Source organism: Vibrio sp. MMG023 (genome assembly GCF_021654215.1).
Taxonomy (GTDB): Bacteria; Pseudomonadota; Gammaproteobacteria; order Enterobacterales; family Vibrionaceae; genus Vibrio; species Vibrio jasicida.
This window is the reverse complement of the sequence record NZ_JAKFZP010000012.1, coordinates 34798-59291: the sequence shown is the minus strand read 5'-3', so window position 1 is coordinate 59291 and position 24494 is coordinate 34798. Positions and strand designations below refer to the sequence as shown.

Below are 24494 nucleotides of genomic sequence, written 5' to 3'. Positions count from 1 at the left end.
ATCCCCTTAAAATTTGGTTTCGAATACAGGACGCTTCGCCGCTTGTTGGCGTAAAACGGCATCACTGTATTTGCCATGTGCCACAGGGTTACCCGTTGCACGAAGAATGTATGCCATTGCCTTATCAGCATGAGAGAAGAACTTTTTCCAACCTGCACACAGGTAGTTCAACCCAGGTTCACCGTCTTTGGTGCGAATGAAACGGTTTTTCGGACACTCGCCGTAGCAAGCGAATTGGTAATCACACTGTTGGCACTGCTTGGTTAGCGAGCGAGTCTTGGCAAAGCCAAACTTTTGCTGCTCAGGACCATACGCCAACGTGTCTAATTTTTCGTGGTGGATGTTGCCAATCTTGTATTCTGGGTAAACGTAATGGTCACAAGCAAAAACATCGCCGTTTGGTTCCATTGCCAAGCCTTTACCGCAGATTTCACCGAGTGTACAAAGCGGGTTTCTGCGACCCATCCACGCCTCGACACTCGCTTCAAAGTATTGAACGAAGACTTTACCAATGTCGTTTTGTACCCACTCATCGAAAATAGCGATAAGGAAGTTACCCCAAGCCTCGTCCGCGACACACCAAGATTCAACGACCGAGTCTTTGTGACCAGGAATAAGACGCTTGTCGCCTTGTCTCAACTGCTCTTGCGGCTCCCATGTTTGAGGTGCGGTAGTACGGAACGTTTTTTGTTCCACGATAGGAATAAACTGCATTTGAGGAGAGCGAACTTCATCACGTAGGAATCGGTACACTTCAAGTGGGTTACGGCTCGTTAGGTTATTCACACAAGTCAGTGTCGCGAACTTTACTGCATGAGCGTGCAAGAGCTCCACAGCGTTCATCACTTGCTTGAACGTGCCTCGCCCTGCTCGGTTGGTACGGTAAGCATTGTGTAACATCTCTGGTCCGTCGATACTCAAGCCGACCAAGAAATTATTCGCTTTTAGAAATGCACACCAGTCATCGTTCAGCAACGTACCGTTGGTTTGCAAATCGTTGGAAATTATCACACCTTCAGGCTTGTACTTTGCTTGAAACTCAACAATTTTCTTGAAGTAATCCAAACCCAACATTGTTGGTTCACCACCCTGCCAAGAGAAGATGATTTCCGGCGTGTTCTGCCCTTCAATGTACTGACGAATGTAGGTTTCTAGAGTCTCTTCATCCATCACAGGCGTGCAGCCTTTTTTGTACTCAAGTAAGTCCTGTTTGCTGAGGTAATAGCAGTAAGTGCAATCAATGTTACAAGCCGCCCCAATAGGTTTTGCCATGACATGTAAACGCTTAGAGGCTTTACCGTTGAACTGAGGACCTTGAGTAATGTGCATACGTCACCTTTTTCGTTATGAAATGCAGCTGAGAACGCTCATAAGCGTGCCATTCTCACCTTGATGACCTAATCATAAATCCCATTAATACAAGAGGCTTGTTATACCGTTTATAACCTTTTTTCATAGCGTTTATTGCTAATATTTATCGTGACTTTTTTGGCGAGAAACTATTGATGAAATCATTTAAAAGCAAATCGTTAACCGCACTTTCCATTCTATCATTCAGCGTATTAATGAGTGGTTGTGCGACTCAATCACCGCACCCTATCGCGCTCAACATTGATCAAGACATGGTGTTGGTTGAAGGCGGTTCATTTGTCATGGGATCGGACAGCGACTCCGCCAAGAAGGCAGAAACCCCAGCACACGAAGTAAAGGTAGACGGCTTCTACATTTCCAAATTCGAGGTCACTCAAGAATTGTTTGAATCTGTCATGGGTTCTTCAATGAGTTACTTCCAAGGTGCAGACATCCCGGTTAACAACTTGAGCTGGCAGCAGGCGAGTTACTTCATCGAGAAGTTGAACGAGCTGACCGGTGAAAACTACCGCTTACCGACAGAAGCGGAATGGGAGTTTGCCGCAAAAGGCGGTAACAATAGCCAAGGTTTCACTTACGCAGGTTCAAACAACATTGCTGATGTGGCGTGGTATGCCGACAACTCCAAAAACCAAGCTCACCCCGTTGGTCAAAAGCAGCCTAATGAACTTGGTCTGTATGACATGACAGGTAACGTTGGTGAGTTCGTGATCGACGCGTATGACGATACTTTCTACCGCTATGGCCCAACCGAGAATCCAAACAACGCTAAAGATGAAAAAGCCGGCTTAGCACACAAGTCCGTGCGAGGTGGTAGCTTTGCCTATGATTCTGATGAATCAGAGAATTTCCGTCGAGATTTCGCAAGCCAGTCTATAATTATGTCGGACATGGGACTTCGCCTTGCTAAAGATGCTGACTAACGCGTTTTTCACGAACGATGCACAAGCCCCTTTGCGAGTTCTTAACAAGTAATTACGTCTATGGTTAGGGAAAGAGGCTAAACCCGCGTTGTTCTTCTCTATACCCAAGTAACCTCGATATGCGAAGTTCAGCGAAAGTGACTTGGGTAGATATTTCACCTCGAATGTACTCGAACAATACATACAAACTTAGGTAAATAATAATATGAACAAGAAACACATCTGCGCCCTAGCTGTCTTATCTGGCTTATCTTTTTCTGCGATGGCACTAGACTGCGATCCAAACTTATTACCATCATGGAAAGATGGCGACAGCAAAACGGCTATTGTGAACTATGTTGACCAATCGATGGATACAACCAAGTCGACGTTCATTCCTGAACAAGACCGTATCGCGGTATTCGACAATGACGGTACCTTATGGTCGGAAAAACCATTCTACTTCCAACTGGCGTATGCGCTAGACGAAGTGAAACTCATGGCAAAAGACCACCCAGAATGGAAGACAAAAGAGCCGTTCAAATCCGTATTGAATGATGACATCGAAAGCGTCTTTAAGGGTGGTGAAAAAGCGCTACTTGAGATCGTAAAAGTCACCCACAGTGGCATGACAGTAGAAGAATACCAACAGAAAGTTTCTGAGTGGTTGAAAGCTGCAAAAGATCCACGTTTTGGTAAGGCGTATACCGAACTGACTTACAAACCAATGCGTGAAATGGTGACCTATCTTCAAGAACACGGCTTTAAGACCTACATCGTCTCTGGTGGCGGCGTGGACTTTATGCGTGTTTGGGCACCAGAAGTGTACGGCATCCCTGAAGAACAAATCATTGGTAGCGCACTAAAATACAAGTACGACTACAACGACGGTAAGCCAACTGTGACTAAGTTAGGTGAAATCCTAACGATTGATGACAAAGCCGGGAAAGTGGAAAACATTCAACACATCATCGGTAAGAAACCAGTACTCGCTATTGGTAACTCAGATGGTGACCACGCAATGATGCAATGGGCAACAAGCCAACCAAACTCTATGGCAATGATCGTTCATCACACTGATGAAGATCGCGAGTGGAAGTACGACCGTAAATCGAGTGTGGGGCACTTAGACAAAGCGATGGATGAGGCCAACCAACGTGATAACTGGCACCTGATCGACATGAAAAATGAGTGGTGTACGGTTTACTAAATACGCCTTTGTAGATGAGAGACTCCCCTTCATGGGGAGTTTTTTATTTATTTTCAAACGTTAGGCTTTTCTTCACGATCACTTCACGACTCTTCACACACAATGCCTCTCATCAAAACGAAGAGGTAAAACAAAAATGACAAGAACACTCCTGACAATCCTAGCGGCAAGCTCTTTCTCTGTTGCAGCAGCGCCCTATGTAGGTTTGGAATATGGATTCGGCACGACTGACCACGATTTTGAGACATCTTTTGACGCTGACGGTGTGAATCTAAACCCTGAATTGGAAGACGGTATTTTTGGTGGCTTTGTTGGCTACTCTATTAACGACTCTTGGGCAGTAGAACTGGGTTACAACCAATTTGAACTAGAAGATAGCCGCTCAAAGAACCTAGGCATCCAGAATATTGATGGGAAAGACTACCACCGCGAAATGGAATGGGATTCATCCATCAAGGCAAAACAAATCACGCTTGCACCTGTGTTTAGTTATGCATTAAACGATAAATGGACCACCAAAGTAAAAGTGGGTCTGAGCTACACACAATACGAATCGAAAGCCGGTAAGTACGAAGAGCACGAACTGGTTTCAAATGACGATGTGGAAATGAGCAAAACCCTTTTCCACAGCACAGAAAAGAATAACGAGTTGGGTGCCGTCTTCTCTATTGGTGCGGAATACAAAATCTTCCCTCAATTGACCATCGGCGCAAACGCGAAGTACCAACTTGATAGCTACGCAAACACAGCATCGATTAACGTAGGTTCAACCTACTACTTTTAATATAGGAAGCCTCTAGCATGAAGAAACTGATCTTAGCTACCACACTCGCTCTTTTATCAGGCTCTGCGTTGGCCGCTTTTACTGGCCCAACGACATCAGCCATTAATACCGTCAAAGAAGCGCAGAATGCCGCTGACGATAGTTTTGTTCTGTTAACGGGGAACATTGTCCAAGCCTTAGGTGACGAGACTTACTTGTTTAAGGATGAGACGGGCGAAATCCAAGTTGAAATCGACAACGAAGATTGGATGGGCCAAGACGTATCACCACAAGATAAGGTCGCGATTCGTGGTGAAGTTGATTCAGAGTGGACAACAATGCAAATCGACGTTGATACTATCCAAAAAATCTAAGCTCTCCGCGCTAAAAACGACAAAGCCACCTCACTTAGGTGGCTTTTGTGTATAAGTTTAAATTTATTATGAATCGACACATAAGCAAGGGCAATTCGGTGGAAGTACCAAGTTGATGCTTCTAGCTTGAACATCAAAACGAATTTTACTCGAGCGGTAAGGCTCACCATCTAAGTTGAGCGGCAACAACTTAGGAAAATCGATTTCCAACCAACTTGCCTGAGTGTGTTTAACGAATTGCCCTAGCTCGGTTGGATTTTGAATTTCCTGAATGACTTGCGGCAATTCATGAGGCAGAAATGGGTGAACGAGAGTGATGTCCATAACACCGTCGTCAATGAATGCATTTGGGGCGAGCTCTTGCCCTCCGCCAGCCAAACGACTGTTACAGAATGCACCAACTAGGATTTCCCCATTATAGCTGCCTTGTTTTATCGTGACCGTCCCATCGTAGGGTTTAAAACCGAGCGCTTTTACCAATCCCGTCAATGTGTATGCGCCGCCCCCAAGAAAGTTCTTCAGCTCTACGGGCGTCTCTGCGGTAATTTCTGCACCAAACCCTGCAGCCGCAACATTCATAAAATAACGATCATTGGCTTTTACGCTATCGACTGCCACAGCATCACCGTTTATCGCCAGCGCTAATGATTCGCGAATCGTCGTGGGAATTTGCGTCGCCGTCGCAAAGTCATTCGCGGTTCCCATCGGAATAATCGCCAGCTCAGGCCGGCGATCTACTTCGATTTGGTTTAATGCCGTTACCGCTTCATTAACAGTGCCATCGCCACCAGCCACAACAATACGCTTAACGCCTTCATTGACCGCTTCTCGGACCAAACGCGCCATATCTTGAGATTCCCATGTCACGCGAACTTGAACATCTACGCCCAGCTCCCGCATGCGGAAGATCTCGTTACGCAACTCTGGAGTACCCGCTTTTTTACCATTTAAAATGGCACGTATTGCCTTCATACTTACTCCTCGTTATCGAATCGCTTTACCCGCTTGTTTGATTTGCGTTCTTAACCATTGGTGGGCGCTTTCATTGCTACGACTCGAATGCCAAATTGCACAAAGATCATGCTCACTGTCACTAAATGGCAGCGGAACCGCTTTGATATTATAGGTTTTAGAAAAATGGTTGATGGTCGAAAACGGTAACATTCCGATGTACTCACTCCCATCGATCACTGGCAACATTTCCATTGCCCCTGCGGCGCGATAAACAATATTGCGACTCGCCAAGTCTTCAATGTCTTCTCCCGTCAACAAACTGTTTCTAGCATGCCAACGAGACACCACAACGTGCTCTTCTGCCAAAAATTGCTTCACCGTACATGTATCTTGAATTCTAGGGTGCTCAGCATTGCATACCACCATCAAACGCTCGGAAAAAATCGGTTCCATTTTCAGTACGGTGCGCCCGCGAGGCGGAAGATCAATGATCAAGTCATAGCGCTGTAGGCGCAGGTCACTCTCATAATCTTCAGTAAAAAGTGGGTGAACTTCGAGCGTAATTTTTGGGGCATGCTCTCGAATCTGGCGCATTAATTGTGGCATCAACTCATAACTGGCTACCGAAACACAAGCGATCGAGAAAATACGATTAGAAACTTTAGGATCGAAACTACTTGAGGCGGAGAGTGTAGAAGTGAAGTTTTTTAGCGCCGCTACCATGGCTGGATAAATATCCATCGCGAAACTGGTCGGCTCAACGCCAGAATTACTGCGGTGGAACAACGGCTCATCATAGATATCACGCAAGCGTGCAAGGGCCTTGCTCACAGCGGGTTGGCTTATATCTAATCGAGCAGCAGCCTTAGATAGGTTCTGCTCTTCATAGATTGCCACAAAAATGGGGATGAGATTTAAATCAGTACTTTTCATTTCGCCAACATAAAACGGGGAGTTAGTTTTATTTTAGCTAACAGTCTGATCTGAAACGAGTCAAAGAATTGGATTTGAGCGTTTATGCATGTTTTCGACAGTTTTGACCCTCCACTGACGAAGGCAATTCTGAAAACCGCTCAAGATTTTCCTAGATACGGCGTGAGAAACTTGCTGGCCGCTTCGCCACACAAACCGACCTCGACGTCGACACCACCAGCCTTGAGCATATCGATACCACGACCTGCATTGCGAGGGTCAGGGTCTAACATGGCAACCACAACTTTCTGGATACCACAATTAACGAGTGTCGCAGCACAAGCTGGCGTTCGCCCAACAAAAGAACAAGGCTCTAATGTCACATATGCCGTTACTTCGCTCAAGTCACCTTGATAAGCCTTTAACGCTTCAACTTCAGCATGGTTACCACCAATCGCTTGAGTGTACCCCTCTGACACAATCTGACCGTCTTTCACGAGTACACAGCCGACAGGTGGGTTTGGTTGACAAGCAGGCAACGCGTTGCGAGACACTTCCAACGCGCGAAGCATAAATTGTTGGCTCATTTGATGTTGATTCTCAATATTCAAAATTTGGGTGATGGATTCTAACGCCAGCATGCTTTCCTCGCTATATAAAAGTGTTTGCAATATTGATACGTTTTGTCTCATCAAACAATTCACTCTCCTCCCTTTTTCCATAAAAAACGGGGCGAACCGAAGTTGCCCCGCTTTAATTAGACCCAATGAAGTCAACCTCCTGAACGACGAGTTGACTTGGGTACTCACTCTTCAGACCGCATTCCGAAGTGTTGGCTAACGAATTCTCATCGTCAGTTCAACTGCACGAAGTTGTGCCAATGCCTTGTTCAACTCCATGTGTGCCTGTGCAAAGCTAATGTCGTCCAGGTGCGCACGAATATTTTCTTCCGCCGCTCTGCGGGCTTCTTCCGCCCTAGCTTTATCAATATCCTTACCGTGTAACGCGGTGTCAGCAAGCAGCGTAACGACATCCGGTTGAACTTCAACTAGCCCACCAGAAACATATAAGATCTCTTCTGGTTTCGATAAATCCCCCACAATGCGAGCAACGCCTGGCTTGATTTTACTGATCAATGGAGAATGGCCCGGACGAATACCGAGTTCACCATCCGCACCAGCGACAGCAAGTGCATGGGCCGGACCAGAGTAAAGAGTACCTTCTGCACTCACCACATTCAGTTGAAACGTACTTTGGGTAACCGCAATGGCCATAGTGCCTCCCGCGCTTTACAGTTTGTTCGCTTTTTCAAGCACTTCATCAATGCTGCCGCAATACATAAACGCTTGCTCAGGTATATCGTCGTATTCACCCGCTAACAACCCCTTAAAGCCGCGAATTGTATCGGCAAGAGAAACGTAAACACCTGGGTCGCCAGTAAATACCTCTGCTACGTGGTATGGCTGAGTAAGGAAACGTTCAATCTTACGAGCACGTGATACCACTTGTTTGTCGTCTTCAGACAGTTCATCCATGCCTAAAATGGCGATGATGTCTTTCAATTCTTTGTAGCGTTGTAATGTCTGCTGCACACCACGAGCGATGTCGTAATGCTCTTGACCTACTACTAATGGGTCCAATTGACGAGACGTCGAATCTAACGGGTCAATAGCTGGGTATAAGCCCATTGCCGCGATGTTTCGGTTAAGTACCACCGTCGCATCCAAGTGCGCAAATGTGGTTGCAGGAGACGGGTCAGTCAAGTCATCCGCAGGCACATAAACCGCTTGGATAGAGGTGATAGACCCATTCTTGGTTGAGGTAATGCGCTCTTGAAGCACACCCATTTCTTCTGCGAGTGTCGGTTGATAACCTACCGCAGATGGCATACGACCAAGCAATGCAGAAACTTCTGTACCAGCCAACGTATAGCGGTAAATATTATCCACGAACAACAGTACGTCACGGCCTTCATCACGGAAACGTTCTGCGATGGTCAAACCTGTTAGCGCAACGCGTAGACGGTTACCCGGTGGCTCGTTCATCTGACCATAAACCATGGCTACTTTGTCCAGAACACCCGCTTCCTTCATTTCATAGTAGAAATCATTACCCTCACGAGTTCGCTCACCAACCCCGGTAAAAACCGACAAACCTGAGTGAGCTTTTGCAATGTTATTGATAAGCTCCATCATGTTTACAGTCTTACCAACACCTGCACCACCAAACAGACCGATTTTACCGCCTTTCGCGAACGGGCAAATCAAATCGATAACTTTAACACCCGTTTCGAGCAACTCAGTGCTACTTGATTGTTCTTCATAGCTCGGTGCTTCACGGTGAATCTCGTAAGACACTTGCTCGCCAATAGGACCACACTCATCGATTGGATGACCCAACACGTTCATGATACGACCTAGGGTTTCTTCACCAACAGGAACCGTGATCGGATGGCCTGTTGATTCGACTTCCAGCCCACGTTTAAGGCCGTCAGAAGACCCCATTGCGATACAGCGAACCACACCGCCGCCCAACTGTTGCTGAACTTCCAGCATCAGTGAGCCATCGCTGCCATCGTTTACTTTCAGTGCATCGTAGACTTTCGGGCCTTCACCTTGTTCGAACTCGACATCTACCACCGCACCGATGACTTTGACGATTTTGCCAATACTCATAATCTAAACCTCAAATTCTCTCTCTAAACCGCTTGCGCGCCGGATACAATTTCACTCAACTCTTGAGTAATCGCCGCTTGGCGCGCTTTGTTGTAAACCAGTTGTAGGTCTTCAATAAGTTGCGCTGCGTTATCAGTCGCGGCTGACATTGCCATCATCCGCGCGGCTTGCTCACAAGCGATGCTCTCAACCACACCCTGATAAACCAGCGATTCGACATAACGTTGAATCAAGTGGTCGAGAATGTCTTGAGGAGACTGCTCGTAGAGGTAATCCCAACGAGCTTCTTTATCACGTGAAATGTCTTCTTTCGGGAACGGCAGCATTTGCAGTACCGTTGGCTTTTGCACCATGGTGTTTACAAACTGGTTGTAAACGAGGAACAAGCGGTCGATTTTGCCTTCGGAGTAGTGCTCCATCATGGCGTTAACCGCGCCCAACATGTCTTCTAGTTTTGGTGCATCACCAAGGCCAGAAGTTTGCGCCATTACTTTCCCGAGGGACTGGAAAAAGCTGATTGCTTTCGAACCAATGAGCGTCGTATCTACTTCAACGCCCTTCTCTTGCCAGTCCTGCATTTCTGCCAATACTTTTTTGAACAAATTACTGTTCAGGCCACCACACAAACCCCGATCGGATGAGATGATGATGTAAGCCACTCGCTTCACTTCGCGTTCTTGAAGGAAAGGATGGCTGTACTCCAGCGTACCGGACGAGACGTGACCGATAACCTTACGCATGTTCTCCGCGTAAGGACGAGACGCCTGCATGTTCTCCTGCACTTTGCGCATCTTGCTGGCGGCGACCATTTGCATTGCACTCGTAATTTTTTGCGTGCTACTCACGCTAGCAATTTTGGTGCGAATCTCTTTGGTATTTGCCATAACGGACTCCTGTTAGTGGTCCTACGATTGCAGCGCAGTGAACTCTGTCAGCAAGCTGTTCAATTCACTCTCAATCTCATCGTTGTAATCACCAGTTTGGTTGATTTTATCGAGTAGCGGTTGTGCGTTAGTTCGACCAAATGCCATCAGCTCTTCTTCATAACGAGACACTTGATTTAGTGCCACATCATTGAGGAAACCTTTCTCAGCAGCAAAAATCGCCAACGCTTGCTCTGCGACCGTCATTGGTGCGTATTGTTTTTGCTTCATGAGTTCAGTGACTTTCTCACCGTGGTCAAGCTGACGACGTGTCGCTTCATCTAGGTCAGAAGAGAACTGAGCAAATGCGGCCAATTCACGGTATTGCGCCAACGCGGTACGAATACCACCCGACAGCTTCTTGATCACTTTGGTTTGCGCTGCACCACCTACACGAGATACCGAAATACCTGGGTCAACCGCTGGACGTAAGCCTGAGTTGAATAGCTGAGTTTGGAGGAAGATTTGACCATCGGTAATCGAAATTACGTTGGTGGGTACGAACGCCGATACGTCACCCGCTTGGGTTTCGATGATTGGCAGTGCGGTTAGAGAACCTGTTTTGCCTTTTACTTCACCGTTAGTGAATCGCTCAACGTATTCTTCGTTAACACGTGCTGCACGTTCTAATAGGCGTGAGTGGAGGTAGAAAACATCACCCGGGAAGGCTTCACGACCTGGTGGACGTTTTAGAAGTAGTGAGATTTGACGGTAAGCCACCGCCTGTTTTGATAGGTCATCGTAGACAATCAGCGCATCTTCACCACGGTCGCGGAAGTATTCGCCCATGGTACAACCTGCGTATGGCGCTAGGTATTGCAGCGCTGCGGCTTCTGATGCTGACGCAACCACAACGATGGTGTTTTCTAGTGCGCCGTGCTCTTCTAGCTTACGAACCACGTTGGCAATGGTCGATGCTTTTTGACCAATTGCGACGTAAATACATTTAACGCCCAGTTCTTTTTGGTTGATGATGGCATCAATCGCCATCGCGGTTTTACCTGTCTGACGGTCACCGATGATCAACTCACGTTGACCACGACCGATTGGCACCATGGAGTCTACCGCTTTGTAACCAGTTTGGATTGGCTGGTCGACAGACTTACGGTCGATTACGCCTGGGGCAATGACTTCCACAGGGTCCATACGTTCAAACGATACAGTACCTTTGCCATCAATGGGCTGACCAAGTGTGTTCACCACACGACCGAGAAGTCCGTTACCCACTGGCACTTCCAAAATACGGCCTGTGCCTTTTACTTTCATCCCTTCAGATAGGTCCGCATAAGGCCCCATCACGACCGCGCCGACGGAATGACGTTCTAAGTTGAGTGCCAACGCAAAGCGATTGTCTGGCAACTCTAACATCTCACCTTGCATAACATCCGCAAGGCCGTGAATTGTGATGATACCGTCACTGACAGAGACGATAGTACCTTCATTTCTCGCTTCACTTTCGAGGTTGAAGTTATCAATTCGCTCTCTGATTAATTCACTAATTTCATTTGAATTTAATTGCATTTCTATACCCCGTTACACATGTAGGTTGGTCGCCAATCGACTGAGATTGGTAAGAACACTGCCGTCATACACGGTCTGTCCTGCTGTGATTACCACACCACCTACAAGGGATGGATCCAGTTGTGTTTCTAACGTAATGGCTTTACCGTATTTTTCGGTTAATGCTTGTTTAAGCCTTGCCATTTGTTCCTCATCCAGAGGTTCTGAAGCACGCACTGTTACTGTCATGGTTCGCTCGTATTCGGCTTTCATTTCAAAGAACTGAATCGCCACTTCTCCCAGCGCTTTTAAACGCTTGCTCTCTTCCATAATGCGAAGAAAGTTCTCGAAACTTTGATTTAGCCATTCGCCACCAGCGTGAAGAATCAAATCCAGTAATGGCTGTTCCGAGCCTTCTTCACTGAGATCATCCAGAATCAGAAGTGTGTTTGGTTGTTCCATGATGACTTGAGTAATGGCAAACATCTGTTGCCAGTCATCCAAGCACTCTGCGTCACGAGCGTAATCAAACGCCGCTTTCGCGTAGGGTTGAGCCACTATTGTCAAATCGGACATGTGCCCTCCTACATTTCGTTGATGAAGCGGTTCACCAAGTCGCGGTTAGCCGAGCTATCCAGATTGCGATTTATCAGCTTACTGGCACTTTCAATCACCAGATCCGCCATTTCATCTTTCAACTCTTGGCGAACTTTGCTGCGCTCGCTTTCCACTTCTGCTTTGCCTTCTGCGACAATGCGCGCTTTCTCTTGCTTTGCCAGTTCAACGGCGTCTGCAACCATTTGATCTTGACGTTGCTTACCTTGGTTGATGATGGCCTGAGCTTTAGAGCGAGCTTCTGTCAGTAGCGCTTCACCATTCGCTTTTGCCAGTTCCAACTCTTTTGCTGCTTTTTCAGTTTGTTCAAGACCTTGAGCAATTTCAGCACGACGCTCATCAATCAGTTTTACAAGTGGTGGCCAGACATATTTCATGCAAAGCCAAACGAAAATCACGAAGGAGATCGCCTGACCAAACATTGAGGCATTTAAGTTCATAGCACCCTCTCTTCTATAACGTTATGAAATTGATTAATTCGAATTACGCTACAGCGAAGATGATGTACAAACCGATACCCACACCAATCATTGGCACCGCGTCCACAAGACCCATCATGATGAAGAACTGAGTACGAAGCATTGGGGTTAAATCAGGTTGACGAGCGACCCCTTCAAGGTATTTACCTGCAAGGTTACCGATACCCGATGCGGCACCCGCTGCACCAAGACCAATCAGCAATGCACCCGCCACGTAAAGAACTGCGCTAACGATATCCATAACAACTCCTAGAATTGAATTTTTTAATTAAGAAATAAATTTTTTGATTTAGTGCTCTTCAACAGCCATTCCGAGGTAAACCACGGTCAGAACCATAAAAATAAATGCTTGAAGCACAACAATTAGTATGTGGAATAGTGCCCAAGGAACACTAAGTGCCCATTGCATCCACCATGGCATTAACGCAATTAGTATGAATATCATTTCACCTGCGTACATATTGCCAAATAATCGAAGACCTAAAGATATTGGTTTAGAAATTAATGTTACCAATTCAAGAACTAAGTTCACTGGGTATAACAGAGGATGAGAGAATGGTTGAGTAGTTAACTCTTTAATAAACCCTTTCACACCTTTGTTTTTAAACGTATAACCTAAAACCAAAATAAATACGCCTAATGCCATCGACATCGTAATATTGACGTCGGCTGAAGGTAAGTCACGGAAGTGCTCGACACCTACTGAACGAGTCAGCGCTGGAATCAAATCAACCGGCAACAAATCAACGGCATTCATTAATAATACCCAAACAAATATTGTCAGAGCTAAAGGGCCTATAATCTTGTCTTTAGCTAGAAATATTTCTTTTACGATATTATCGACGAACTCAAATACCATCTCGATCAAACACTGGAATCGCCCCGGAACTCCTTTCGTTCCTTTCGTCACCGCAAAGCGGAATGAAAGGATGAAAACAAGTCCCGTCAACCAAACCATGATCATGGAATCAAGGTTAATTCCAAACCATCCGTTTCCGGTGGTGAGAAAGGTCAGGTGGTGCTCAATATACTCATGAGCGGACTGGACAGTATCCATTTATGCCTTCCTTTCGAAGCGGTCTCTGAACAGCGGCGTTAAGAAGTGACCAAACATCGTCACACAAAAGCCTATCAGGACCACGATGTTGCGAAGAGCCATAAATCGAAACGTCAAAACAAACATTACAATGGTGTAGATGACTTTGATATTTCGACTCAGATGCATGAGGTCACGCAAACTCTCTTCTGGTTTCACCCTAGATTTAATGGACGCGAATACCATGCCGAACAGAGATGGTAGAATCGCGATGAGCACCCCAGTAATCGCTGACTCAGCACTTAGAGATCCACTTCGCATGTATTCATACGCGATGAATACCAGACCCAAAGTTGCTTGAGCAATAAGAATCCTTTTACCAGCTACCAATATTGGATCGTCGTGAATATTAGCTTCCATAAATCACCCTTTAAAATAATTTCGAATTAAACTTCTGATAATTAAACTTCACAAAATACATCAGCCAAGTGACGACAAATTATATTCTGATAAAACCTACTCACAGAATTAATTTAACCTGATAATTATTGTTCACATATTAATAAATCAAAACGGAACCACTCCGTATTTCCGTTTCCCAAGAAATATACACCGATAATTTTAATAATCTGAATCGAAAAACTTGCAAATTATCATTCCATTTTTGAAGTGTTATTTTATTTGAACATTCCAAAAATGAAATATACATTGATTAAGCCGTCTTTATCAGGGTTAAGACGAAAAGCTTGTCACATGGAAGTGACACTCCATCACGAAAGGAGTTAAAGTGATTTATAGGTTATATAATTTTAAAATATACCGACATTAATATATAGCCTACTAATAAACCTGTTTAATATTGCAATGAAATAGCTTTTAAATAGAAACTTAAAAGATAAGAATTAAATATATGTGAAATATATTATTTCTTTGCGTCATTTGTAGCACGTTAAAATAGATATTTCATGTACTTATTGCGATTAAAAAGAACAAAAAAAGGACGCTGATTCAGCGTCCTTTTTCGTTTTATTTCTTATTACTTGCCTGCTTATCGAGTTGCGGCAAGGCTTTGGGTATTGCCCACTTCTGGCGTTTTGGCTTCAGTGCTTGTATCCCTTTCCAAAGCGCATTCATCAAGCTTGCGTCCTCTTGCCCCTCATGTAGGCGCTGTGAACGCTTCTGCCAAACGTCAGAGTCATTGGCTTTACTCATTTCAAGACCACCCGTGTTGCTTCTCAGCTGCTTATACAAGCTTGCTCGAGCAGCGCCCCATCGATTCGCTTTCACCATTCGTCTGAACACTAACCATGGCGGCGTAGGACGAGAACGATAATAACGGTGAATGCTCAAGGCGGCGATAACGAGAACAAATAGCGTCACTGCGCTGCCAATCAACCAGCCCGAATAAGCTCTAACAAACGATTTGAATGTATGCTTGGCTTTGAAGGTCTTACCCTCAATCACCACCGTTTCCAGCTCTTTACTCTTACTATTCCACCATTGGAACTTGTGTTCAGGCAAAGTGAACTCACCGCCCTGTTGGATCACATACACGCTTTCTTCTATTCGACTCGATTGGTAATCGCCACGCGTTTGCTTATCGTCTAAGCGGTTTGGTTGAGGGTATGCTTGATAACTGGCAGTAGAATCATTGGATAACAAGTCTGGAAGCAACACTGACAAACTGTCTTGTGCATTAATCGTAATAGTGCGAGTGATTGCATCACCGACTTTCAATTCATCGTTAGACGTTGTCCATTTCTGATCCACACTCACCTTAGTCGCGGTAAACCATGCAGACTCATCACTGAGCAAACCAGAAGGCATAGACGCTTCGAACTTAATTGGCTGCGTATAAAGCGTACCAGCCACTTTCGAACCATCAGGCGCAGAGACTTGCACACCAACGGCGACCGGTGGAATCACAAATTGTCCCGAGGCTTGCGGATACAAGGTTATTTCCCAACGCTGACGAGACCACGTTTGCCCCCCTTTACGCTCGGTATAGTTAGTTGCTAATTGGTTACGCTGCTTCGCAATCACGTTAGGGATTTCTACGCTGCCAATGCGTGTACCACCGGTGAACCAGCGAGGCGTTGCTACTTCGATGTACAAGATCACCTGCTCATTCACACTGAACTTAGGTGCTTCCTTCGTATCGGCCCCTGCTCCCTGCTTACCAACCCATGCTAACAATTCAACATCATTGCTGCGCTGCAAGTCTTGAATGTCTTGCGCGTTCGCCAAGCCAGTAAAAAACAAGGTAAACATCATCAAGATAGTGCTTAGACGCCCAACCACGGAGTCAGCGCCAAGTTTGAATTCATTCATCATTGTGCTTGCTCCTCTTCTTGTTGCGGTTGTGGCTGCGGCTCCGTTTTCACGGGCTCACGCAGTTGAATTTGGAATTTAGCGCGCAAGAAGTACTTAGGATCGGCCTCTACGCGTTTTAACCACTTATCCGCCAATTCTTGGCTTCCAAGGATTTCGTTCGCATTGAGTTTCTCTTTCAGCATTAATTCAGCAGCGGTTTTTTCATCCGCCCCATCTGCCGTTTGCGGGTTGTCACCCAGTTCAAACGACTCTTCGGGTCCGTCTGTTGTCCCCGCTTGGCTTTCACTGGTACGGTTAATCTCTTCGACAATGCCACCAATGACTTTTAGGTTGTGCTCGATGTCTGGTCGTAATTGCTCACTCAAGGTGTCTTTGTCTGCCAGTGTTTGCAACAAATTACGTGCGGCCAAATACTCACGTTGACGCGCCAACGCACTCGCAGCGTTGTATAAGCCATAGTCTTTTACCGCATCTGATGGGTCGTTTTGCATCTCCAAGAAAGCGGTATGAGCCAGTTTGTATTCGCCTGCGTAATAATAAGCCGTCCCTTTACGCAACGGATCCGTAAAGTGCTTTGCTGCCTCAAGGTATTCGTTTTTGTTGAACAAACGCTGTCCTTGTTGATTTGGCGTGAGCCATAAATCCCACCACCATTGAGACGCTTTATCCCAAACGGTTACCTCTTGCACCACTTCAGGTTTGTCCGCTTTGAGCGAGACCGTTTCCGCCATGGCTTTTGGCGTCATAAACAAAGACGTTGATACCATCGCCACCACACACCATTGCACTAACCAGCCTTTGCGGAACCAAAGCATCATAATGAGAGCAATAGGGAACAGCAGTTGATAACCCATATCTTTCCAAGGCATGGATGATTCGCCGTTGAGTTGCATGTTTCGCTCAACAAAGCGATTCAGCTTCTCTATGTCGCTGTTATCTACCGTCACTTCAACAAGGCGTCCGCCTGTCGCGCTGGCAAGATTATTTAACGAGTCCAAATCGACCGGGTTGTTAGAAACAATGTCCGAGTTACCCGCTGCCAAGATAAGCAATTGATAGGGCTTGTCTGCAAAGTAGTTTTTGTAAGCGGTAATGGTTGCCGGGTTGACCCCATCTGTAACCAACAGAACCGTAGAACCCGGTTGGCCTTGTAATTGTTGGTCAATCAAAGGTAACGCCGTTTCAGCAAGTTTACCTTCAACTGGCATGATTTCTGGTGTTATCGCCGCTAGAAACGGTTCGAATACTTTGCTGTCCTGCGTCACAGGCATCGCGACATGAGCAGAACCCGCATAGACAACCAACCCAGTGCTGCCACCTTTTCGTGCGGCCAAGAGGTCACGGATCTTTTGCTTAGAACGTTCCAAACGGCTTGGCGGAAGGTCTTTTTGCAACATCGAATCGTTGTTATCCAACACCACCAGCATGGAGGCTTTATCTTCGCCAAACGGTGAAGCTTGGCGCTCCCAAGAAGGTCCCGCACAGATGATGATGGCAATCGCCACTATCACCATAAGCAGCTTGAGCGGCAGTTGTTTTCGCCAACCATAGTCGCCAATCGTTAAGGCTTTACGTAAATGCTCAGGAAGAATGTCTTTCCAACTTGGCTTGGATTCTTCTCGCCATCTTAACCAAAGCAAAAGAAACATTGGGATGAACGCCAATAGCCACATTGGACGAATGAAATGAAACTGTGTGACAAACTGTTCTAGCCCCATGCTAGAGAAAGGAGAATCAAACATGGCGCTCTCCTTCTACGTTGTCTGTTTGTGTAGAAGCTTCACTGTTCACTGATAGTCGACGACGCTTAAATGTCGCTAACGAGAACGCGGTTAAATACATCGCAACCACCAAAGCCATTAAGTAATGATGCAAGCTTTGCTTGGGACGGTAAGTGGTACTTTCATAAAGCTGTGGCTCTAACTTACCAATCTCATCATAGGCTTTAGCAAGTTCGTCACGGTTGAGCGCTTCAAACGCCTCACCACCGGATTCTTTGGCAATACGTTTGATCGTATTCATATCTAGTGCAGTTTCACCCACGGTTTGTGGATCACCCATTGCAATCACGTGGATACGTACATCTTTGGCTTTCGCGACTTTCGCCGCATCAATCGGCTCAACGAAGCTTCCGGTATCATTACCATCTGTCAGAACAATGGCGACTTTCTCTTTGTTCTCTTCTACGTCGGTACGCGACTTTTCACTTTGCTCAAACACCTTAATCGCCAAGCCAATTGCATCACCTAAGTGAGTACTTTGCCCAGCCATCGCCACATCCGTTTGGTTAAGCAACTCTAACCACACTTTTTGATCGGGCGTGAAAGGGGTTTGAACAAATGCCGCATCGCCAAACAAGATTAACCCTAAGCGGTCGCCTTTGCGCGTTTTGGCAAAGTCACTCAATACTTCTTTGGCTGCATCGAGACGAGAGATCTTTTCACCGGTTTTGGATGTGAAGTCTTGCTCTGCCATTGAGCCAGACAAATCGACGACGACCATAACATCGCGGCCTAAGCTTTCACGCACCTGTGGCTCGCCAAGTACTGTCGGCTTTGCCATTGCGGTCACGACCAAAAGCCAAGAGATGATGAGCGTTGCGCGCTGCCACCAGCTCGGAGTGAGTTGGCTTGCGCCTTCTGACGGCGTTTCACCAATCGCATCCACAAGCTGACTAAAGAACGGCACTTTGATGGCCATTTGTTTGGTGCGGTAAGCTGGGACGAGGAAATACACTACCAAAGGCAGCGGCAAGATGATGAACCAAAGCGGATGCTCAAACTCAAAACTGCTCATGCCAAGCCATGAAGCAAGAAGATCACCCATGGCGACCTCCTTTTAATGCATGCGCTTTGTAGGCAAGCGTGCGCTTTTCAATGTTGTGAGCGTTCTCATCGTGCTCTTTCACCCACTCAGTTGCACGTTCAAAAAGTTGTAAACGCTCTGTTTTTTCCAGTTCAACACTTGGGTCAACGATACTTTGCAGCCATCGCTTAGATACTTCATCATCAAACAATTTGTGCTTGGGGTTAAGCTCATCTAACTTGCGCAGGAACGCGGTATCAAACAAGCGAGCATGAGAGCTATCAAGATGGATTAAGACGATTTTCAGAATCGAGAACAGTGCTTTCGGCATGCTGGCGTCATCTGGTGTTAAACGAGAAATCGCTTCAATAGCTTCTTTACGGTAACGGTTATCCCACCAGTGGTGTGCCAGTCGGTAGCCGACATACATGAGTACAATCGCACCCACAATGGCAAGGATCTTCCAACCAATGGTTTGTGGCACCCAGCTTACGCTTTCTGGCACCGCGACGTCATGCAGCTCACGCAGAATATACGTGCTTGGAGGCGTGTGTAAGTCTGTCATTTATCGGCCTCCAACGAGTTTTTGGAATTGAGTAATGTGGTCACCTGTTGTATCGATTTCGATATGAGGCAGCTTTTTGATTGCCATGAGTTGCGCCAGTGATTGACGTTTTAACTGCGCTTTCTCAACCAAACTGGCACTGGCGGCATCGACTTTGGCTTTGCTATCTAAGTTGAGCTGGTAACGACCATCACCAATCACCCATTTCACTTTCGCCAAATTTTGAGGAAGCGACTGCTCTAGAGGATCGCTTACCATCACCGCTAACACGTCATTATGCTGTTGAAGCTGCTTAAGGTGATCAAGGTGGTGCTCTTCGCAATCGCGCCAATCACTGATGAAAATCAGCGTGGATTGTTTTAGTTTCATCCGTTTAATGAGCTCAATCCATTTACTGAACGTCACTTTGTCTGAATCTAACGAGTCCACATTTAAGCGCTGGTTGGCCTGAGAGAGTCGCTTCAGTTGAGCGAGCAAATCGTTTTGCGAACGCTGGGCTTTGCTGTGGTATAGAGCAGAGTCAGAGGCGATAACAAATCCGACTCGGTCACCGTCTTTCAATACTCGCCAACCACACATAGCCGCGACTTCAGCAGCGACTACAGATTTCATGACCTCGGTAGAGGCAAAAAACATCGCACTGCGCTGATCAACACAAACAATCACATTGCGGTCTTTTTCTTCGGTGTAACTGCGCACATGAGGCTTGCCCGTGCGCATAGTGACTTTCCAATCTAGGTTTCGGATGTCGTCCCCTAGCTGGTAGTGACGCAGTTCTTCAAAGTTCAAACCACGTCCGCGGAATAATGAGTTATGACGACCAGAAAGCACACTGCCCGCTTTCAAGTGAGGCAGCAGGCTGAAGGATTCGGCTTGCGCTTGTAAACGTACTAAGCGTGAGTAATCGCAATACAAGCGAGGATCGAGCCCTTGGGATTGAGGAGCAAGCGTTGGCTTTGCCATAGTCCCTCCTGCTTATCCGATTTCTACACAATCAAGCAACTCTTGCACCACTCGCTGGTGATCGACACCATCGGCAAGTGCATCGTAAGAAAGTGAGAAGCGATGTCCCAGCACCGATGGCACCATTGCACGCACGTCATCAGGCGTGACGTGGTCACGGCCTTGCAACCAAGCATAAGCTCGCGCACATTTGTCTAACGAGATAGATGCACGAGGACTCGCACCGATTTCGATCCATTTTTGTAGTTGGGAATCGGCGTAACGCTCTGGTTTACGTGTCGCCATTACCAACGCTACGATGTAGCTTTCGACTAATTCAGACACGGCTATAGAAGGAAGTTGGCGACGCGCTTCAATCACTAATTCAGGCTCGATGTGTTTTGGCGTCACTAGCTCATTACTGGTTTCTGAACCCAGCTCTTCACTGCGTACCAGACGAATGATATCGCGCTCGGCTTCATCTTCTGGGTAATCAACAGTCACTTTCATGATAAAACGGTCCATCTGCGCTTCTGGCAATGGATACGTCCCCTCTTGCTCCACAGGGTTTTGCGTTGCAAGCACCATGAACAACTCAGGCAAGACGTGCGTCTTATCACCCACCGTAATCGTACCTTCTGCCATTGCTTCTAGCAGTGCGGCTTGTACTTTTGCTGGCGCACGGTTCACCTCATCCGCTAACACAATGCTGTTGAAAATTGGTCCCGGTTGGAAGTGGAGTTGAGGCTTACCATCCAACTCTTGGTACACTTCGGTACCTGTTACGTCTGAAGGTAATAAGTCGGGTGTAAACTGAATACGACCAAAGCTGGTGTTAAGTAGGTTCGCAAGCGACTTCACCGAGCGCGTTTTTGCCGTTCCCGGTAAGCCCTCTAAAAGTACGTGACCATTGGTCAATAACCCTATCACCAAAGCCTGAACCACATGGCTTTGTCCAATGACGCTTTTTTCAGTTTGTTCGATTAATTCATTAATGGCTTGTTGTGCGTGGTTCATAGTCTACCTATTGAGTTTACGGGAGCCTGAGCGTTAAAAGTTGAGTATAAGACTGAAAGTAATAACTAAAGGTTATATTCGCTATATTCACCTGAGTTGTAAGACTTTATTAACCTTGATATGCCAACCAGAATTGGCAGCGAATGGTCAAAGAACATTTTTATTCCCGGACACAAGTAGTTTAGACCAGCCTCACCATTCGGCGCGCTAAGTAACCGATTTTTTGGGCATTCTCCCCAGCAATACTTCAAATACGGGCAATCAAGGCAGTATTGCGGCAAAGAAGACTTTTTCGCCATGCCAAAGCTGTATTGACGAGTTGAGATTGCAATTTCATTCAGAGATCGGTCATGAATGTTAGCCAGTTGGTATTCCGGATAAACGTAGTGATCACAGCTAAACACATCCCCATTGTGCTCAATCGCTAGGCCTTTGCCGCAGAACTCTGCGCTAACACACAACTGCGAAGGCATCCCCATCACTTGCGCGACAGCGGTTTCGAAAAGGTTGACCAAGACTCTGCCAAGATCGTTGTTCACCCATTCTTCAAATACAGCAATCAGAAACTCGCCCCACTCTTCTGCATCGACCGACCAGTCCGTAACCACTGACATCAAATGTCCCGGCTTTGCTAATTCGCTGCCAAGTTTTGGAGACATATTTTCTTTCCAGAAATGGGGAGCGGTTAGAGTGAAAGACCGAGGTTCAACACAAGGTGTGAATTGGATATAAGTGACGCTGAGTTCTTGAGTGAGGAAGCGATACACTTCGAGCGGATATTTGGCGTTAAAGCGGTTTACTGTCACCAACGCATTGAATGACACATTATAACGCTTCATCAGATCAACGGCTTGCATGACGCGTTGAAAGGTCGGTTTTCCACTTCGGGTTTTGCGGTATTTATCGTGGATAAATTCAGGGCCATCTATCGATAAACCAACTAGAAACCCGTGGTCATGCAGAAACTGACACCAAGCCTCGTTTAATAAAAGGCCATTGGTTTGAAGGTCGTTTTCGATGCGAACGCCGTGTTTAGCGTATTTGTTTTGCAGTTCGACAACCTTCTTGAAGTAATCCAACCCCAACAGTGTTGGTTCACCACCCTGCCAAGAAAACACAACCTCCTCACCATCTTGGCTTTCGATATAGCTCTTTATGAATGCCTCAAGTGTTGCATCGTCCATTTTTGGTTGAGTGCCTTGATTGAATAATTCATCTTTGTGCAGATAAAAACAGTACTGACAATCGATATTGCATTTTGCCCCGCCCGGTTTCGCCATCACGTGAAAACGTCGTTCGACTTTATCACTATTAGATACAAACGCCGTTTTGAGGGGAGTTAATGCCATTTGAGTAGTATGAATGTGAGTTTGTTTTTTCATAAAGAACGATCTCGAAAGCAGAAGAAAGTCAGCGCCCAAGTTGGGCGCTGTATTTAAGGACAATAACTAGGGTCTATAGACCTATGGACAAAACGTTATTTCGGAACAAAAGAGCCCGGAGCCATACGCGGCGGGTACTCTTTGAAGGTTTCCATGACCTCTTTTACTTTTTCAACCGCAGGCATCATCAAGAATGAACGTTCGTACATCCAACGGTCGTAACCCATACCAGTATCGCCACGCTCAAATGGGTCGATACTCAAATCATAGATTTGTGGTACACGGAGTTTAGTAAATGGTTTCTTCCAGATATCCAAACCAGTTTCGTTTTCTTGAATCAAGAAGTGATATTTGTATTTGCCATAACGTAAAGCCAGTAAATCGCCGTCATCACTCCAGTAAACAAATTCGTTACGAGCAGACTTGTCCGTTTTACCCGTTAGGTAAGGCAGTTGGTTGTAACCGTCTAAGTGAACGTTGTAGTTCATATCGCCCACTTTCTTGCCTTTCAACAGTTCTTCTTTGACGTTGCTGTTGCCCGCCGCAGCGACCAATGTTGGTAAGAAATCTTCCAAAGACATAATGCCGTTAAACGTCGTGCCCGCTTGGATATGACCCGGCCACTTAATCACTGCAGGAACACGGAAGCCACCTTCCCAACCGGTGTTTTTCTCACTACGGAATGGCGTCATACCCGCGTCTGGCCACAAGTTGATCATTGGGCCATTATCTGTGGTGTAAACAATGATGGTGTTGTCATCAACGCCAAGCTCTTTAATCTTATTGAGCAAGTGACCAATTTGATCATCGTGTTGCTTCACACCATCGGCGTAAAAACCTGCGCCTGTTTTACCTTTGTAGTCGTCTGGAACGTGCGTGAAGTTGTGCATGCGCGTGGTGTTAAACCACGTAAAGAAAGGCTTGTCGGCTTTGACTTGTTTCTCGATAAACTTCTCCGCTTCATCTAGGAACTCGTCATCAACCGTTTCCATGCGTTTGCGCGTCAATGGGCCGGTATCTTCAATCTTGCCATCCGCATAAGAGTGGATCACACCACGAGGACCGAACTTCTTCTTAAATTCAGGATCTTGTGGGTAGTCTACGTTCTCCGGCTCTTCTTCCGCATTTAAGTGGTAAAGGTTGCCAAAGAACTCGTCGAAACCGTGGTTGGTCGGCAAGTGTTCATCGCGGTCACCAAGGTGGTTTTTACCAAATTGACCCGTTGCGTAACCAAGGTCACGTAGCAGTGTCGCAATAGTTGGATCTTTCTCAGAAATCCCTTCTTTCGCTCCTGGCAAACCAACCTTAGACAAGCCGGTACGTTTTGGCATTTGTCCCGTGATGAACGCAGAGCGACCTGCCGTTGAGCTTTGCTGAGCGTAGAAGTTGGTAAACTTAGCACCGTCTCTTGCAATGCTATCAATATTTGGTGTGCTGTAAGCCAGCATGCCACCGTTGTATGCACTCAAGTTCCAGTAACCGACATCGTCACCAAAGATAACGAGAATGTTTGGTTGTTCTGCCGAGTAAGCGGTCGCTGATGCCGCTCCGATCGCAAGCGTACAAGCGTTTAATACCAGCTTCTTGACGCGTTTTTTATCGTGGTTTGCCATAAAAGGGCTCCATAAATCCGTTGCTGCGAATCTTGGTCGAAATCAGATACCAAGATTTGATTAAGATAAAACTTGTTATTTGACGGATAAATAGAGTTCAGATACGTTGATATATAAATTTA

At 46.2% G+C, this 24494-nt stretch carries 25 protein-coding genes; 4 read left to right on the top strand and 21 right to left on the bottom strand.

Annotation, left to right across the window (positions count from 1 at the left end; all coding sequences use genetic code 11):
* Positions 1-6 precede the first annotated feature (6 nt).
* Positions 7-1329, bottom strand: coding sequence for an anaerobic sulfatase maturase (locus L1076_RS24825; protein ID WP_237304678.1), 1323 nt, complete (start codon positions 1327-1329; stop codon positions 7-9).
* Positions 1330-1505: 176 nt separating this feature from the next.
* Here L1076_RS24825 and L1076_RS24820 point away from each other — a divergent pair, with 176 nt between their 5' ends.
* The 4 genes from L1076_RS24820 (at position 1506) to L1076_RS24805 (ending at position 4620) form a co-directional block, all read left to right on the top strand.
* Positions 1506-2294, top strand: coding sequence for an SUMF1/EgtB/PvdO family nonheme iron enzyme (locus L1076_RS24820; protein WP_237304677.1), 789 nt, complete (start codon positions 1506-1508; stop codon positions 2292-2294).
* 205 nt (positions 2295-2499) lie between these two features.
* Positions 2500-3483, top strand: coding sequence for an HAD family hydrolase (locus L1076_RS24815; RefSeq protein WP_237304676.1), 984 nt, complete (start codon positions 2500-2502; stop codon positions 3481-3483).
* A 136-nt stretch (positions 3484-3619) separates the two neighbouring features.
* Positions 3620-4267 carry an AcfA family outer membrane beta-barrel protein gene (locus L1076_RS24810; protein ID WP_237304675.1) on the top strand — a complete coding sequence of 216 codons (648 nt, stop codon included), beginning with the start codon at positions 3620-3622 and terminating at the stop codon, positions 4265-4267.
* A 17-nt stretch (positions 4268-4284) separates the two neighbouring features.
* The gene (locus L1076_RS24805; RefSeq protein ID WP_039976903.1) at positions 4285-4620 is read left to right on the top strand and encodes a NirD/YgiW/YdeI family stress tolerance protein; all 336 of its coding nucleotides are present in this window, start codon (positions 4285-4287) and stop codon (positions 4618-4620) included.
* A 66-nt stretch (positions 4621-4686) separates the two neighbouring features.
* On the opposite strand, the gene yegS is transcribed toward L1076_RS24805, so the two are convergent.
* The 20 genes from yegS to L1076_RS24705 form a co-directional block, all read right to left on the bottom strand.
* Positions 4687-5592 (bottom strand): lipid kinase YegS, encoded by a 906-nt coding sequence (yegS, locus tag L1076_RS24800; RefSeq protein ID WP_237304674.1) that lies wholly within the window; start codon positions 5590-5592, stop codon positions 4687-4689.
* A gap of 12 nt (positions 5593-5604) precedes the next feature.
* Complete coding sequence (locus L1076_RS24795; RefSeq protein ID WP_038867898.1) at positions 5605-6507, bottom strand: LysR family transcriptional regulator; 903 nt, start codon at positions 6505-6507, stop codon at positions 5605-5607.
* Positions 6508-6647: 140 nt separating this feature from the next.
* Positions 6648-7073 carry a bifunctional diaminohydroxyphosphoribosylaminopyrimidine deaminase/5-amino-6-(5-phosphoribosylamino)uracil reductase RibD gene (locus L1076_RS24790; RefSeq protein ID WP_237304686.1) on the bottom strand — a complete coding sequence of 142 codons (426 nt, stop codon included), beginning with the start codon at positions 7071-7073 and terminating at the stop codon, positions 6648-6650.
* A gap of 249 nt (positions 7074-7322) precedes the next feature.
* Complete coding sequence (locus L1076_RS24785) at positions 7323-7760, bottom strand: F0F1 ATP synthase subunit epsilon (RefSeq protein WP_054757072.1); 438 nt, start codon at positions 7758-7760, stop codon at positions 7323-7325.
* A 15-nt stretch (positions 7761-7775) separates the two neighbouring features.
* On the bottom strand, positions 7776-9161 hold the full coding sequence (atpD, locus tag L1076_RS24780) for a F0F1 ATP synthase subunit beta (protein WP_042602448.1): 1386 nt from the start codon (positions 9159-9161) through the stop codon (positions 7776-7778).
* Between the two features lie 23 nt (positions 9162-9184).
* Complete coding sequence (atpG, locus tag L1076_RS24775; RefSeq protein WP_038867903.1) at positions 9185-10045, bottom strand: F0F1 ATP synthase subunit gamma; 861 nt, start codon at positions 10043-10045, stop codon at positions 9185-9187.
* Between the two features lie 21 nt (positions 10046-10066).
* Positions 10067-11605 (bottom strand): F0F1 ATP synthase subunit alpha, encoded by a 1539-nt coding sequence (gene atpA / locus L1076_RS24770; RefSeq protein WP_038878846.1) that lies wholly within the window; start codon positions 11603-11605, stop codon positions 10067-10069.
* Positions 11606-11617: 12 nt separating this feature from the next.
* Entirely contained in the window at positions 11618-12160 is a 543-nt protein-coding gene (locus L1076_RS24765; RefSeq protein WP_039976908.1) for a F0F1 ATP synthase subunit delta, read from the bottom strand.
* A gap of 8 nt (positions 12161-12168) precedes the next feature.
* On the bottom strand, positions 12169-12639 hold the full coding sequence (locus L1076_RS24760; protein ID WP_038867908.1) for a F0F1 ATP synthase subunit B: 471 nt from the start codon (positions 12637-12639) through the stop codon (positions 12169-12171).
* A 43-nt stretch (positions 12640-12682) separates the two neighbouring features.
* On the bottom strand, positions 12683-12919 hold the full coding sequence (gene atpE, locus L1076_RS24755; RefSeq protein WP_004730405.1) for a F0F1 ATP synthase subunit C: 237 nt from the start codon (positions 12917-12919) through the stop codon (positions 12683-12685).
* 48 nt (positions 12920-12967) lie between these two features.
* On the bottom strand, positions 12968-13735 hold the full coding sequence (atpB, locus tag L1076_RS24750; protein ID WP_038867911.1) for a F0F1 ATP synthase subunit A: 768 nt from the start codon (positions 13733-13735) through the stop codon (positions 12968-12970).
* Positions 13736-14134 carry an ATP synthase subunit I gene (locus L1076_RS24745; protein ID WP_005431832.1) on the bottom strand — a complete coding sequence of 133 codons (399 nt, stop codon included), beginning with the start codon at positions 14132-14134 and terminating at the stop codon, positions 13736-13738.
* A gap of 606 nt (positions 14135-14740) precedes the next feature.
* Entirely contained in the window at positions 14741-16048 is a 1308-nt protein-coding gene (locus L1076_RS24740; protein WP_237304673.1) for a BatD family protein, read from the bottom strand.
* Positions 16045-17790 (bottom strand): VWA domain-containing protein, encoded by a 1746-nt coding sequence (locus L1076_RS24735; protein ID WP_104038362.1) that lies wholly within the window; start codon positions 17788-17790, stop codon positions 16045-16047. Before L1076_RS24735 ends, L1076_RS24740 begins: the two co-directional genes overlap by 4 nt.
* Entirely contained in the window at positions 17783-18874 is a 1092-nt protein-coding gene (locus L1076_RS24730) for a VWA domain-containing protein (protein ID WP_039976350.1), read from the bottom strand. Before L1076_RS24730 ends, L1076_RS24735 begins: the two co-directional genes overlap by 8 nt.
* Positions 18867-19418, bottom strand: coding sequence for a DUF4381 domain-containing protein (locus L1076_RS24725; protein WP_237304672.1), 552 nt, complete (start codon positions 19416-19418; stop codon positions 18867-18869). The genes L1076_RS24730 and L1076_RS24725 overlap by 8 nt, the downstream gene beginning before the upstream one ends.
* Positions 19419-20381, bottom strand: coding sequence for a DUF58 domain-containing protein (locus tag L1076_RS24720; RefSeq protein ID WP_042606039.1), 963 nt, complete (start codon positions 20379-20381; stop codon positions 19419-19421). It abuts the gene before it with no gap.
* A 12-nt stretch (positions 20382-20393) separates the two neighbouring features.
* Positions 20394-21377: a MoxR family ATPase gene (locus L1076_RS24715; RefSeq protein ID WP_038867926.1), complete on the bottom strand. Its 984-nt coding sequence runs from the start codon at positions 21375-21377 to the stop codon at positions 20394-20396.
* A gap of 65 nt (positions 21378-21442) precedes the next feature.
* The gene (locus L1076_RS24710; RefSeq protein ID WP_237304671.1) at positions 21443-22759 is read right to left on the bottom strand and encodes an anaerobic sulfatase maturase; all 1317 of its coding nucleotides are present in this window, start codon (positions 22757-22759) and stop codon (positions 21443-21445) included.
* Between the two features lie 95 nt (positions 22760-22854).
* Positions 22855-24372: an arylsulfatase gene (locus L1076_RS24705; protein ID WP_237304670.1), complete on the bottom strand. Its 1518-nt coding sequence runs from the start codon at positions 24370-24372 to the stop codon at positions 22855-22857.
* Positions 24373-24494: the final 122 nt, after the last annotated feature.